General features: G+C 69.2%; 12 protein-coding genes. 7 read left to right on the forward strand and 5 right to left on the reverse strand.

Annotated elements, in window-relative coordinates; genetic code table 11:
• The first annotated feature begins 56 nt into the window (after positions 1-56).
• Positions 57-806 (forward strand): SDR family oxidoreductase, encoded by a 750-nt coding sequence (locus ACWEQQ_RS38220; protein WP_452340068.1) that lies wholly within the window; start codon positions 57-59, stop codon positions 804-806.
• A 175-nt stretch (positions 807-981) separates the two neighbouring features.
• On the opposite strand, the gene ACWEQQ_RS38225 is transcribed toward ACWEQQ_RS38220, so the two are convergent.
• Positions 982-2511 carry a hypothetical protein gene (locus ACWEQQ_RS38225; protein ID WP_452351611.1) on the reverse strand — a complete coding sequence of 510 codons (1530 nt, stop codon included), beginning with the start codon at positions 2509-2511 and terminating at the stop codon, positions 982-984.
• Positions 2508-2837 (reverse strand): type VII secretion target, encoded by a 330-nt coding sequence (locus ACWEQQ_RS38230; protein ID WP_452351612.1) that lies wholly within the window; start codon positions 2835-2837, stop codon positions 2508-2510. The genes ACWEQQ_RS38225 and ACWEQQ_RS38230 overlap by 4 nt, the downstream gene beginning before the upstream one ends.
• A 137-nt stretch (positions 2838-2974) precedes the next feature.
• Between ACWEQQ_RS38230 and ACWEQQ_RS38235 the strand changes: the two genes are divergently transcribed.
• The 4 genes from ACWEQQ_RS38235 to ACWEQQ_RS38250 all read left to right on the forward strand — a co-directional run bounded on the left by ACWEQQ_RS38235 (position 2975) and on the right by ACWEQQ_RS38250 (position 8231).
• Positions 2975-3961 (forward strand): NAD-dependent epimerase/dehydratase family protein, encoded by a 987-nt coding sequence (locus ACWEQQ_RS38235; RefSeq protein ID WP_379395013.1) that lies wholly within the window; start codon positions 2975-2977, stop codon positions 3959-3961.
• A 31-nt stretch (positions 3962-3992) separates the two neighbouring features.
• Entirely contained in the window at positions 3993-5006 is a 1014-nt protein-coding gene (locus ACWEQQ_RS38240; RefSeq protein WP_452351613.1) for an Rv2578c family radical SAM protein, read from the forward strand.
• 106 nt (positions 5007-5112) lie between these two features.
• Positions 5113-7152 (forward strand): 2-oxoacid:acceptor oxidoreductase subunit alpha, encoded by a 2040-nt coding sequence (locus ACWEQQ_RS38245; RefSeq protein WP_452340065.1) that lies wholly within the window; start codon positions 5113-5115, stop codon positions 7150-7152.
• Positions 7152-8231 (forward strand): 2-oxoacid:ferredoxin oxidoreductase subunit beta, encoded by a 1080-nt coding sequence (locus ACWEQQ_RS38250; protein ID WP_379387020.1) that lies wholly within the window; start codon positions 7152-7154, stop codon positions 8229-8231. The genes ACWEQQ_RS38245 and ACWEQQ_RS38250 overlap by 1 nt, the downstream gene beginning before the upstream one ends.
• Before the next feature lie 10 nt (positions 8232-8241).
• On the opposite strand, the gene ACWEQQ_RS38255 is transcribed toward ACWEQQ_RS38250, so the two are convergent.
• Entirely contained in the window at positions 8242-8787 is a 546-nt protein-coding gene (locus ACWEQQ_RS38255) for a hypothetical protein (RefSeq protein WP_452351614.1), read from the reverse strand.
• 190 nt (positions 8788-8977) lie between these two features.
• Positions 8978-9901: a KPN_02809 family neutral zinc metallopeptidase gene (gene ypfJ / locus ACWEQQ_RS38260; protein WP_452340062.1), complete on the reverse strand. Its 924-nt coding sequence runs from the start codon at positions 9899-9901 to the stop codon at positions 8978-8980.
• Positions 9902-10021: 120 nt separating this feature from the next.
• On the opposite strand from ypfJ, the gene aspS reads away from it, so the two are divergent.
• A complete protein-coding gene (aspS, locus tag ACWEQQ_RS38265) occupies positions 10022-11815 on the forward strand; it encodes an aspartate--tRNA ligase (RefSeq protein WP_452340061.1) in 1794 nt (597 codons plus the stop codon).
• A 92-nt stretch (positions 11816-11907) separates the two neighbouring features.
• Here the strand turns inward: aspS and ACWEQQ_RS38270 are convergent, their stop codons facing one another.
• Entirely contained in the window at positions 11908-12948 is a 1041-nt protein-coding gene (locus ACWEQQ_RS38270) for a hypothetical protein (RefSeq protein ID WP_452351615.1), read from the reverse strand.
• A 195-nt stretch (positions 12949-13143) separates the two neighbouring features.
• Here ACWEQQ_RS38270 and ACWEQQ_RS38275 point away from each other — a divergent pair, with 195 nt between their 5' ends.
• Entirely contained in the window at positions 13144-14313 is a 1170-nt protein-coding gene (locus ACWEQQ_RS38275; protein WP_379395000.1) for a phosphotransferase family protein, read from the forward strand.
• Positions 14314-14317: the final 4 nt, after the last annotated feature.

The following is a 14317-nucleotide window of genomic DNA, read 5'->3' on the forward strand; positions in this document are numbered from 1 at the left end:
GAGATGCCCGTCCCGGTGGGCTTGTCCGGATTCCTGGATCTTGTTCTAATCGCGTCATGACGATCGCCATCACCGGCTCCGGCTCGGGCATCGGCGCGGCCACCGCCGCCGCCCTGCGCGCCGCCGGGCACGACATCATCGGGATCGACCTGCGCAACGCCGACATCACCGTCGACCTCACCGACGCCGCGGCGCGCGCGGCCGCGGTCGAGGAGATCGTGGAGCGATCCGGGGGAGTGCTGGACGGCGTGGTGCTGTGTGCCGGTGTCGGCCCGCAGGTGCCCGACCCGAATCTGGTGGTGGAGATCAACTACCGGGCCACCGTGGCCCTGCTCGACGCTCTGCTGCCCGCGCTGCGCAAGGGCGAAAACCCTGCGGCCGTAGTGGTTTCGTCGGTGGCCTCCACCCAGATCAAGTGGGAGGACAATCCGATCCGCACCGGCACCGAGGCCGAGGCCTTCGCCCGGGCCGGGGATCTCGCGGGCCACTACGCCTACGCGTCCTCCAAGAACGCCGTCACCGTGGCCGTGCGCGAACGCGCCGTCGAGTGGGGCGCCGCCGGCGTGCGACTGAACACCGTCGCCCCCGGCAGTGTCGAAACCCCGCTGCTGCAGGCCGGTCTGGACGATCCGCGCTACGGCGACGCCATTCGCAACTTCGTGGCACCCATCGGCCGCAACGGCAAGCCCGAGGAGATCGCCTCCCTCATCGCCTACCTGGTCGGCCCGCAGGCCGGCTTCATCCACGGCGCCCAGTTCGTCATCGACGGCGGAATCGACGCGCAGACGCGGCCGACCGCGGTGTAATCCACCGCGGCGCGCCGACCGCGCGCCCTGAACGGTGGCCGAGCCCGCGGGGTGTACAGCCGCATTTCGGCCTCCACCGATGCCGCGGTGACCGGGGTACCCGACCCGATCGCCGCGGCATTCTGCTGTCCGGAGACGACCGTGCCGCCACGAAAGCGGCTGTGCCGCACTCGGATCAGGCGGGATCGGTCTCGGCTGCGTCCGTGCTTGCTGCCGGCTCGCCGATGACACCGGGGGCGAAGGTGCCCAGATTGCCGGTGAGTTCGCTTTCGGCGGTGTGGCTCTGGTGCGGCCGCACGGTGCGGCCGTGCTTGGCATCGGCCACATCGCCCTGGCCCGTGCCCGCCGCGGCACGGGAGCCCATGAAGCCTGGACCGGCCGGGCCACCGAGGCCGGGAATGTCGGCCGCGCCCGCGCCGAACGGATTGGCGGGGTTGGTGACCTTGCCACCGGGGATCGAGGACCCGGGGGCGCCGGGGGGCGACGGCGGGCCGCCTCCGAGACCGCCAACCCGGGCTCCGATCCCGCCGGTCCCTGCGGCAGTGGTGTTCGGGAGACCACTGACCGGATCGGACTTCCGAGGTGCGCCGGGCATGCGAGTGGCGTCCTGCAGGCCGCTTTCGAACAGGCTCTTGGCCTGCTCCAGGATCGGCCGGCCGACATTCTGTGCCAGCGACTGCGCGAACTCGGCCGGGTTCGGGCCGCCGCCCTGGCCGATCAGCTGACCGATGATGCCGTGCACCTGCGCGGTGTAGACCGAGAGTTCGCCGCGCGTGGCGTTCACGACCGCGACGGCCTCGCCGAGATGCCGGGTGGCCGAGGCGATCAGCGTGGTCTGGCCGATCGGGGTCAGGATCAGCGGGGCCAGCGCCGTGGCCTCGGCGGCGAACGCCTCTGCGATGGCGGTGAGCTGGATATTGCCCCGCTGCACCACGGCCGCGGCCTGCGTGGTGATAGACGACAGATCGAACCCGCGCTGGGCGGTCTCCCGGCCGTGGTTCCCGGCCTGCCGGCCCGACTCCTGCGCACGCTGGGAAGCCTGGCCCTGCCACAGGGATTCGACGGTTTCGAGTGCGCCCCCGCCTATCTGGATCGCGGCCTCGATGACCCGCGACCCGGTGTTGAGCAGGGTCGCCGGATTCAGCCGGCCGAGGATGCCGGTGCCGAAGCTCTGCAACAGGTCCAGGAACGGCTCGAAGAGCGTGTCCAGTCCGGGAATCGCGGGGAGCGCCAGGCCCTTCACGAGATCGCCGACCGGATCGGCGGGCAGCGGCGGCAACGCGGCCGCTGGATCGGCGGCGGCCCGGGTCGGCGCGGTCTGGGCGGCATTGAGCGCGGCGGCCACCGCGTTCGGGGCGGCGTCCGCGGAACCGGGCACAGCCTCGGCGCTGCCGAGTGCGTCCTGCGCGCCCGAGAGCGCATCGTGGGCACCGTGCAGCGCGGGTGCGACCGTGGCGCCGAACGTGCCGGTCCGTGACTCCGCAGCAGCACCACCCGGTCCGGCGAGTGGCGAGCTGACCTGCTCGAATTCCTTGCGCGCGAGCATGAATTCCGGCGGTTGGAACGGCGGCATGTCGGCGGGCAGGGTGCCCAGCGGCAGATCCGGGATCGCACCGATGACGCTCACGTTGTCGGCTCCCCTCGCACTGGTGTCCGGATCCGCCGGGCGGAGGGCATCGATGACGCCGGAGTCGATCGGCCTCATGCCGGTTCGCCGATCTGCCCGGCGGCCGTGCCGAGGCCCCCGGCGAATTCGGCGTCGGTGGTGTCGTAGGTGGCGGCCGAGCCGAAGGCGGCCCGGCCGAGCGCGCCGAAGCGGGCCGAGAGGGCGGCGATGTCGCGATCGTGCAGGAGTTCGGCGACCGCGAAGCCGGCCAGGAAGTCCGCGCCGATGAGTCCGAAGACCGGTGTCATGGCCGCGACGTGGGACACCGTGTCGAGGCCGCCCTGGGCGGCGATGTCGGCGGCGACGCCGTCCTGTGCGGCGGCGAATGTGCGCACCGCACCGGTGTCGACCCAGAGATCGGCCATGGCAGTACCCCCTGATCGTCATGGACATGCGGATGGCGAATATATCCCGTCGATCGTCCAGACCGGCGTGGCGTGCGCGGCCACACCGCAACCGCACCGTTGTTGCAAATTAGAACAAGTTCTATATTCTCGTCACCATGAAGGTCGCAGTCACCGGCGCCGCCGGGTTCCTTGGCACCAATTTGCTTCGCCTGCTTACCGATCGCGGTCACGAAGTGACTGCCATCGACCGGGTCGCGGGCGCGAGCCAGCCCGGTGTCACCTGGGTCAACGGTGACGTGCTGGACCCGGCGTCCATGCGCGCGGCACTGGACGGGGCCGAGGTGGTCTACCACCTGGTCGCGCTCATCACCCTGGCCCACAAGAACGACGTGGCCTGGCGGGTCAACACCGAGGGCGTGCGCATCGTCGCGGACGCCGCGCGCGAGGTCGGCGTGCGGCGGATGGTGCACACCAGCTCCATTCACGCGTTCAACCAGTACAGCTGTGGCGGCCGGATCAACGAGCGCTCGCCGCGGTCCATCGATCCCGAGCTGCCGGTGTACGACCGCTCCAAGTGGCAGGGCGAGATCGAGCTGCGCAAGATCATCGACAAGGGCCTGGACGCGGTGGTGTGCAACCCGACCGGTGTGTACGGCCCGATCGACAACACCGCCTCGCGCATCAACACCACGCTGTGGGACGCCGCGCGCGGGCGGGTGCCGGTCATGATCAGCGGCGGCTTCGACCTGGTCGACGTGCGCGATGTGGCCCAGGGCCTGGTGCTCGCGAGCGAGCGCGGCCGCACCGGTGAGAACTACCTGCTCGGCGGGCACTTCACCGACATGTTCCAGGCCACCCGCACCGCCGCCGAGGTGAACGGGAAGATGAAGCCCGCCTTCGCGATTCCGGCCAAGGTCATCAACGCGTGCATGCCGGTCATGGAGCCCGTCGCCCGGGCGCTGGGCAGTGACCGCATCTCCAAGGCGGCCATGGGCGCGCTGCTGTCGGCGCCGATCGTCGAGCACACCAAGGCCACCGAGGAACTCGGCTACCGGCCGCGGCCCGCCGAGCAGACCATTCGGGATCTGGTCGCCTTCTACAACGGGCAGCCGATCGAGTCCGACACGCAGAAGATTGCTTGACAGTCGTTAGAACACATGTTCGACTTGGGTGGTGCGTTGGCAAAGGCAAACCCTCGGCGCCGATGACGGCGCGCTACCCGGGCTCGAACGTGCGGGTTTCGTACGCAGCGTACAGACGCCCGAGTTCGAGGGCATCACGTTTCACGAGGTGCTCTGCAAGAGTGCCCTGAACCGGGTGCCCGACAGCAATCTGCCCTTCAGCTGGACCATCAATCCCATGCGGGGCTGCTCGCATGCGTGCCGCTACTGCTTCGCCCGCGGCACGCACGAGTACCTCGACCTGGATGCGGGGGCCGATTTCGACTCCCAGATCGTGGTCAAGACCAATGTGGTCCCGGTGCTGCGGCGCGAACTGCACAAGCGGTCGTGGCGGCGGGAATCGGTTGCGCTGGGCACGAATACCGACCCCTATCAGCGCGCCGAGGGCCGGTATCGGCTCATGCCCGGCATCATCTCCGCGCTCGCCGACTCCGGCACCGGGTTCTCCATTCTCACCAAGGGCACGCTGCTGCGGCGAGATCTGCCGCTGCTGGTCCAGGCCGCCGGGCAGGTGCCGGTGCACCTCGCCGTCTCCATCGCCATCCTGGATCCGGAGCTGCACCGCGGCCTCGAGCCCGGCACGCCCTCGCCGCGGGCGCGGCTGGAACTGGTGCGCGCCCTGGCCGACGCCGGATTCGCGGTGAATGTCATGGTGGCGCCGGTCATTCCGTACCTCACCGACTCCCAGGCGCATCTCGACGCGCTCTTCGCCGCCATTGGCGAGGCCGGGGCCGCCGGTGTCACGGCGTTCCCCATGCATCTGCGCGGCTCCACGCGCGGCTGGTTCCTCAATTGGCTGGCCGAAGCCCACCCGGCGCTGCTGCGGCGCTACCGGCAACTGTATGGTCGGGGTGCTTCGGTGACACCGGAGTATTCTGCGTGGCTACGCGGCCGAATCGAGCCGTTGCTGGAGAAACACCGTTTGAACCGCGATCGGCCGGCCGAACCCGAGGTCCGCGTCGCCGAATCGCACACGCCCGATCCGCAGCTGGCGTTGTTCGCCTGACGGCGGTTCTTTGATCGAAACCATTGCGCTTCACGGGTGTGTCGCGAATATTGCGGAGTAGTTTGGCGTTGGTACCTCACACCTGACGAGGAAGTGATGCACGCGCATGGTTTCGCAGCATGACGACCCTGCGGCGCTGCCGCACAAAGATACTGTGGCCCCGCTGCCCGACAGCACTGTGAAAGCTCCGTCCGACGGCGGGGTTGTGGCGGCCGGAAACGGCCGCGCCACAGCGAAATTGGCGGTCGAGAAATTGGAAAGAGTCGTCATCCGCTTCGCGGGTGACTCCGGTGACGGTATGCAGCTCACCGGTGACCGTTTCACCCACGAGGCCGCCGCCTTCGGCAATGACCTTGCCACCCAACCGAACTTCCCCGCCGAGATCCGCGCGCCCCAGGGCACGCTGCCGGGCGTGTCGTCGTTCCAGATCCAGATCGCGGACTACGACATCCTCACCGCCGGGGACCAGCCCGACGTATTGGTTGCCATGAATCCTGCTGCGCTGAAGGCGAATCTGGAGGATTTGGCCCGCGGGGCGACGGTGATCGTGAATACTGACGAATTCACCAAACGGAATCTGACCAAGGTCGGCTATACCGGTGATCCGCTCACCGATGACACGCTGACCGATTTCGTGGTGCACCGGGTGCCCATGACATCCCTGACGCTCGGAGCAACCGAACCGACCGGTGTGGGCAAGAAAGATGGGCAGCGCGCGAAGAATATGTTCGCGCTCGGCTTGCTGTCGTGGATGTACGGGCGGCCCATCGGCGGCACCGAACAGTTCATGCGGGAGAAATTCGCGGCCACACCGGATGTCGCCGAAGCGAATATCCTCGCATTCCGGACAGGCTGGAATTACGGCGAAACCACCGAGGCCTTCGCCACCACCTACGAGATAGCCCCCGCTACGCTGCCGCCCGGCACCTACCGGCAGATCACCGGCAACACCGCGCTCGCCTACGGAATCGTCACCGCCGGGCAGCTGTCCGGGCTGCCGGTCTTCCTGGGCACCTACCCGATCACCCCGGCCTCGGACATCCTGCACGAACTGAGCAAGCACAAGAACTTCGGCGTCACCACCTTCCAGGCCGAGGACGAGATCGCCGGCATCGGCGCGGCGCTGGGCGCCGCACTCGGCGGCGCGCTCGGGGTGACCAGTACGTCCGGGCCGGGGCTGGCGCTCAAGAGCGAGACCATCGGCCTGGCCGTCATGACCGAGCTGCCGCTGGTGATCATCGACGTGCAACGCGGCGGGCCCTCCACCGGCCTGCCCACCAAGACCGAACAGGCCGACCTGCTGCAGGCGCTCTACGGGCGCAACGGCGAGTCGCCGGTGGCCATCGTCGCGCCGCGCTCACCGGCGGATTGCTTCGACGCCGCGGTCGACGCGGCCCGCATCGCGCTGACCTACCGCACGCCGGTGCTGCTACTGTCCGACGGCGCCATCGCCAATGGTTCCGAGCCGTGGGCGATTCCGCAGGTCACCGAGCTGGCCCCGATCGATCCGGGCTTCGAACCCGATGGCGCGGAGGGCGATTCGTTCCAGCCCTACGCGCGCGATCCGGAGACCCTGGCCCGGCCGCTGGCGGTGCCCGGCACCGTGGGCCGCGCCCACCGCATCGGCGGGCTCGAAAAGGCCGACGGCAGCGGCAATATCTCCTACGACCCGGCCAATCACGAGCTGATGGTGCGGATCCGGCAGGCCAAGATCGACGGCATCGCGGTGCCCGACCTCGAGGTGGACGATCCGGGGGACCGCGCCGAACTGCTGCTCATCGGCTGGGGCAGCTCCTACGGGCCGATCGGCGAGGCGTGCCGGCGGGCGCGGCGGCGCGGGGTACCGGTGGCGCAGGCGCATCTGCGGAACCTGAACCCCTTCCCGCCCAACCTCGGTGAGGTGCTGCGCCGCTACCGCACCGTGGTCTGCCCGGAGATGAACGGCGGCCAGCTGGCCATGCTGCTGCGCGCCCGCTACCTGGTCGACGTGCAGCCGTGGACCAAGATCGCCGGCACTGCCTTCCAAGCACAGGAACTGGTCGGCGTCATCGACGCGGCCCTGGACGGTTCCATCGCGGAGATGGAACAGGCCAAGGCCTTCGCCGCACGCGCGCGGGCGACCTACCGCACCCCAGGGGGCAACTGATGACCATTCTCGAAAACCCGCTCGTGGGCACCGATCTCGGCCTCACCGGACTGTCCGGCGTGCCGCGGGCCGACCGGCCGCAGAAGGCGAAGGACTTCACCTCCGATCAGGAGGTGCGCTGGTGCCCCGGGTGCGGCGACTACGTCATTCTGGCCACCGTGCGCGGCTTCCTGGCCGATCTGGGTCTCGAGCGCGAGAACCTCATGTTCGTGTCCGGTATCGGCTGCTCGAGCCGGTTCCCGTACTACCTGGAGGCGTACGGGATCCACTCCATCCACGGCCGCGCGCCGGCCATTGCCACCGGCATGGCGGTGACCCGGCCCGACCTGTCGGTCTGGGTGGTGACCGGGGACGGCGATGCGCTGTCCATCGGCGGCAATCACCTCATCCACGCGCTGCGCCGCAATGTGAACATGACGATCCTGTTGTTCAACAACCGGATCTACGGCCTCACCAAGGGCCAGTACTCACCGACCTCGGAGACCGGCAAGGTCACCAAGTCCACCCCGATGGGCTCGGTCGACCATCCGTTCAACACCCTGTCGGTGGCGCTGGGCGCCGAGGCCACCTTCGCCGCCCGCGCGCTGGACTCGGATCGGGCCGGGCTCACCGAGGTGCTGCGCGCCGCCGCCGAACACCGCGGCACCTCGTTCGTGGAGATCCTGCAGGACTGCCCGATCTTCAATGACGGCTCCTTCGACGCGTTGCGCCGGGAGAACGCCGAATCCCATCTGGTCCGGTTGCGGCACGGTGAGCCCATCCGGTTCGGCGCGGACGGTGAATTCGCCGTGGTCCGTGCGGGTTTCGGCCTGCGGGTGGCGCGCGCCGACAGTGTCGCCGAAGCCGAGATCGTGGTCCACGACGCCTATACCGACCACCCCGAATACGCCTACGCTCTGTCCCGCCTGTCCGACCAGGACCTCACCCATGTGGTGACCGGCATCTTCCGCAGCGTCTCCCGCCCCACCTACGACGACGGCGTCCGCGCCCAGCTGAACACCGCCGTCGAACGCAAACCGGTGAGCGAGAACTCGCTGCAGGAGCTGCTCACCGGCCGCGAAACCTGGACGGTCGGCTGATCTTTCGCCGCTAGGCCGGAACGAAGGCGTTCAGCAAGCGCTGGAACAGATCGTCGAAGCGCTTGCGGGACGCCTTCTGGTCATCGTTGAGCCCGTCGCCGAGCTCGGGCGCGTACACGATCAGGTGCACGTCCTGATCCGGCGACTGCGGCATGTAGTCGATGATGGAGGTGCCCTTGTCGGCCTGTTCCGGTGTCCCCATGTCCACGGCCGCCAGCGCCTTCACCTCGGCCGCCGCGGCCCCGATGACATCGGCGGGCACGGTCCCGGTCACCGGCTGCGCGCCGCTGTCGGCGCGCTTCACCGCCCGCCCGTCGGGCTGAATCTCCAGCGACGGATGCAGATCCGTCCGCGTCTGCCATCCCGCGGGCATGGCGGTCAGCGTGAACAGCGCCACGCCGGATGCCGGTGCCGGGTCCGCCATCGCGAATACCCCTGTGCCCGTGAGCATCACCACGGCCAGCGTGGCCACCGCCCCCGCCCGCCACCCACGCCGCCGCGCCACCCGGCCGAGTCGCGCCTCGCCGAAAAGTACTGCCGCCCTGGCTGTCCGCATCGCATTCCTCCGAATTCCCTTGCGGGCACCCACCCGCCGCCGCCGATTCTGCCGCCAACCGCACGCCGCACCCGCGCTGCCACGCCGACCCCACCCGGATGCCGCTGTTGCCCTGAGCGAAAACGGGTGGAGGGCCGGAAATAGCAAGGTCCCCAGCCTGTTCGAGGCTGGGGACCGTCGGGAGGCCGGGTCAGCGGAGAGCGGGCGGGTTGTTCAGGTCCTGGGCCGAGTAGGTGTCGCAGGCCTTGACCTGGCCGGTCTTGTAGCCGGTCAGGAACCACTTCTGGCGTTCCTCCGACGAGCCGTGGGTCCAGGCTTCCGGGTTGACGCGGCCGGTGGCGGCCTTCTGGATGCGGTCGTCGCCGACGGCGGACGCGGCGGAGAGCGCGTCGCGGATGTCGTTGTCGGTCAACGGCTTCAGGAACGGGGTGTTGGAGCCGGGCGCGGGGAGCTTGTCGGCGTAGTTGGCCCAGACCCCGGCGTAGCAGTCGGCCTGGAGTTCGGTGCGGACCGCGCCGGAGGTGGCGCCCTGGGGGTCGCGCTGGGCGCGGTTGATGTCGCCGAGCAGGTTCTGGATGTGGTGGCCGAACTCGTGGGCGACCACGTACTCCTGGGCGAGCGGACCGCCGCTGGAGCCGAAGCGGTCGACCAGTTCCTGGAAGAAGCTGGTGTCGAAGTAGGCGGTCTGATCGGCGGGGCAGTAGAACGGGCCGACCGCCGAGGAGGCGCGGCCGCAGCCGGTGCTGACCGCGCCGGAGAAGAGGTTGAGCTTCGGGACCACGTACTTGCGGTTGGTCTGCTTGGGCAGTTCGGTGCCCCAGATCGCGTCGAGGCTCTGGGCGGTGAGGATGACGCGGCAGTCGACGTACTTGTTGGCGTCGGCGCCGGTCTTGCAGTGCGTGGGCAGGGTCGCGGTGCCCGACTTGGCATTGCTGTCCGCGCCCGTGAACTGGCCGAGAATGCTGCCCGGGTCGCCGCCGAAGATCAGTGCCGCGATCACCGCGATGATGCCCAGCGCACCGCCGCCGAGAGCCAATCCGCCGCCCATACCCGGTCCGCCACCGCCACCACTCGCCCGGTTCGGGTCGATTTGCAGGCCCTCGTTGAAGGTCATGGCTATCACTGTGACACGGGCGAGTCGATATCGGTTTCCACTCGCTGAACGTGTCTCTCTACGATGGGTCTGCACCTGGTCACACCTCACCGGTGCTTCGAGCCCGTCGAAAGGAATCCCGTGCTGCGCACCCACTTGGCTGGTTCGCTGCGAAGCGAGCACGCCGGTCAGACCGTCACCCTCACCGGCTGGGTGGCCCGGCGGCGAGACCACGGTGGCGTGATCTTCATCGATCTGCGCGATGCGTCGGGTGTTGCCCAGGCCGTCTTCCGTGAAGGCGAACCCGCGGCGGCCGCCCACAAGCTGCGCAACGAGTTCGTGGTGAAGGTCGTCGGCGTGGTCGAGAACCGCCCGGCCGGTAGCGAGAACCCGAACCTGCCGACCGGCGCCATCGAGGTCAATGTGACCGAGCTCGAGGTGCTGAACGAGGCCGCGCCGCTGCCGTTCCAGCTCGACGACGAGCCGGGCGAGGAAGCCCGCCTCAAGTACCGCTACCTGGACCTGCGCCGCGAAGGCCCGGCGCACACGATCCGCCTGCGGTCCAAGGTGAACGCCGCCGCCCGCGCCGTGCTGGCCAAGCACGCGTTCGTCGAGGTCGAGACCCCGACCATGACCCGCTCCACTCCCGAGGGCGCGCGCGACTTCCTGGTTCCGGCCCGCCTGCAGCCCGGCAAGTTCTACGCCCTGCCGCAGTCGCCGCAGCTGTTCAAGCAGCTGCTCATGGTCGGCGGCATCGAGCGCTACTACCAGATCGCGCGCTGCTACCGCGACGAGGACTTCCGCGCCGACCGCCAGCCCGAGTTCACCCAGCTCGACATCGAGATGAGCTTCGTCGAGCAGGAGGATGTCATCCTGCTGGCCGAGGACGTCCTGGCCGCGCTGTGGCAGCTGGTCGGCTACGAGATCCCGACCCCGATCCCGCACATGACCTACGCCGAGGCCATGCGCCGCTACGGCTCGGACAAGCCGGACCTGCGCTTCGAGGTCGAGATCACCGAGATGATGGAGTACTTCGAGGAGACGCAGTTCCGCGTGTTCCAGGCTCCCTACGTCGGCGCGGTCGTCATGCCGGGCGGCGCGTCGCAGCCCCGCCGCCAGTTCGACGCCTGGCAGGAGTGGGCCAAGCAGCGCGGCGCCAAGGGCCTGGCCTACATCACCTTCAACGAGGACGGCACCCTCGGCGGCCCGGTCGCCAAGAACCTCACCGACGCCGAGCGCGAGGGTCTGGCCAAGCAGGTCGGCGCCGAGCCCGGCGACTGTGTGTTCTTCGCGGCCGGCGACATGAAGTCCAGCCGCGCGCTGCTGGGCGCGGCCCGCGGCGAGATCGCCCGCAAGTGCGGCCTCATCGACGAGAACGCCTGGGCCTTCGTGTGGATCGTGGACGCCCCGATGTTCGAGCCCACCGCCGACGCCACCGCGAGTGGCGATGTGGCCCTGGGCTATTCGGCCTGGACGGCCGTGCACCACGCCTTCACCTCGCCCAAGCCCGAGCACCTGGACACCTTCGACACCGATCCGGGCTCGGCGCTGGCCTACGCCTACGACATCGTCTGCAACGGCAACGAGATCGGCGGTGGCTCCATCCGTATCCACCGCCGGGACGTGCAGGAGCGGGTGTTCCAGGTGATGGGCATCGGCGAGGAGGAGGCCCAGGAGAAGTTCGGCTTCCTGCTCGACGCCTTCTCCTACGGCGCGCCGCCCATGGGCGGCATCGCCTTCGGCTGGGACCGCATCACCGCGCTGCTGGCCGGCGTGGACTCGATCCGCGAGGTCATCGCCTTCCCGAAGTCGGGTGGCGGCGTCGACCCGCTCACCGACGCGCCCACCCCGATCACCCTGCAGCAGCGGCAGGAGGCCGGCCTCAACGCCAAGCTCGACGCGAACGGCAACCCGGTCAAGGACGACGCCAAGTAAGGGCGCGCCCGGATCGTCGAGAGCCCGCCGGTATCAGCGATACCGGCGGGCTCCGTCGTCGACAGCGGCTCGCGCGTGCGGGCGGATCGAGCTCAGACCACCAGCCCGTTGGTGAGCGAGCGGTAGGCGTAGGTGGTGGCGATGGCGGTGACCGGTCCGGCCACCAGCAGGCCCAATCCGCACAGCAGCGTGCCGATCACGGTCATGATCAGCACCCCCAGCGCCAGCAGGGTCACCTGCAGGGCATTGGCGATCACCAGCCGCACGCTGGATTGGATTGCGGCGATCGGGTTCTGGTCCTGGTCGATCACGAAGTGCAGCGCGAACATACACAGCACGCCCACGATGATCGCCGGGAACACGCACGCGATCGAGGCCACGAGGCACAGCGCGAACACGATGAGCGCGGTGATCAGCACATTCCCGGCATTCACGAAGCCGAAGAAGGCCGGGAAATCCGGTGGCGTCCCGTCGGTTTCGTACAGTGCGCCGCGGATCATGGCGGCCTGCAGCAACCACACCACCAGCGACGCCACCGCGAACAGCAGGACGACGGCCGACAGCGACTGCACGTCAACCATATTCACCAGCAAGGTGACCACCAGCCAGGCGATCATGCCGATCAGCACCATGCCCACCCAGGGAATGGGGTTGAGCCGGAACCGATCCCACCCGTAGGTGAGGGCCGCGCCGACGTCGAGGGTCTCGCGCGGGGGTGTATAGCCCTGTTTCGGCGCCGGCTCGGCGGGCGGCGGCATCGCACCCGGTGGGAGTCCGCCCGGTGGAGGCGGATTCGCGTCGGGCGGCATGCCGGCCGGTGGCAACTGCTGTGGCGTGCCCGGGCCGTAGCCGGCCGGCGGCTGCGGCGCGCCCGGCTGCGGGGTGAAGGCCGGCGGGGGTTCCACGGGCTCGCTGCCGTACTGTGCGGCGCCGGGGCCGTCGAATTGCGGGTACCCGGCGAGGCCGGGCAGTTGGTGGCGGCCGGGCACGTGGCCCGGCTCGGGCGCGCCGGAAACCGGTGCGGGCTCGGGGTTTTGGTGCTGCCCGGCGTGGGACGGATACTGCTCGCCGCCCCCTGCGACGGGACGGTCGCCGGAGGGCTCGTACGGTGCTGAGGGCGGCGTGCCAGTCATGGTCGCAAGCCTTTCACATTTCCCGGTTTACGGTGTGGCGCACAGCAAGTGACCATGAGACAACTAGACGGTCCTGGTTGTGTCAAGCAACCAGCGCCGCGTGGGCAAACCCAGCACAGAGACACGCCGTCCGACGCGCGAAAGGTTGCGCAACCGCTCGCTGAAAGTGACCTGACGGGAGTAACTTGGGTTCCGATGACCGCACTATTGGCCGAACGCGCCGCCGAAGTCGTGTCCGCGGCACAACAGTTGCTCACGAAGCGAATGGGTGCTCCGGTAAAGCTGAGCGATCCGCTGGAACTCAGCGGCAGTGGTAGGACGACGGTACTCCGTGTCCGCGTTGCAGAGAACGCCTTTTCGCTACCTCGCACACTGATTGTGAAGCAGGTAGCGGGCACGGCGACGCAGCGGCGCACCGGCGGCATGGCTCCCGGTGTCGCCAGCATCGACTCCGCATTCCTGCGCGAGGCGGTCTCCTACCAATTCACCACCGCCCTCGGCCGTGACCACCGGCCCGGCGCCTACCTGCTCGGCTACAGCCTGCCGGACCGCCTGCTCATACTCAGCGATCTCGGCGAGAACACCTCCCTGACCGCGGTCCTGCAGTCCGGCGTGGAACCGAGCGGGCGCAATGCGCTCATGGCATTCGCTCAGGCACTGGGCCGCATGCACGCCGCGACCGTGGGCCGCGAGGCGGACTTCGTGGCGCTGCTGCGGCGCGTCGATGTGGTGCACCGCGTGGACGGCATTGCGCAGCAAGCCGAATCCGCGGTCGCCGAGGTGCCGATCATGTTGCAGCGCGAGCTGGGCATCGAGGTGCCGGGCGAGATCGCCGAGCGCATCGTGCGCGGCAACCGGCTCTTCTCCGCCGGGCGCTACCGCGCCTTCAGCCCCTCGGACCTGTGCCCCGACAATGTCATCCTCAATGACGAGGGCGCGCGGTTCCTGGACTACGAGTGGGGCGGCTTCCGTGACGCCACCCTCGACATCGCCTATGCTCTGGTCTCCTTCCCGGGCTGCCTGTGCGATTTCGAGCTGTCGCGCGAACGCGCCCGCCAGATGGTGGAGGCGTGGCGCTCCGAGGTGGTGGCGGTGTGGCCGGCCCTCGCCGACGACGAGGTGCTCGCCGAACGCATCCTCGAGGCGCGGCTCATCTGGGTGTGGCTGTCGACCTACTGGTTCCTGCCCGCCGACCACGCCCGCATTGCCGCCGCGCGCGAGCACGGCCTGTCCATCCCGCGTTCGGCGGCCCTCATCAACCGCTGGGCCGCCCTCGCCGAGGACGCCCGCTGCACCGGCGACGACACCCTCGGCGACTTCGCCGAACACGTCTCGGCCACGCTGGAAGAGCACTGGGAGGAGTGATCCT

The sequence above is a fragment of the Nocardia sp. NPDC004123 genome (assembly GCF_053603795.1).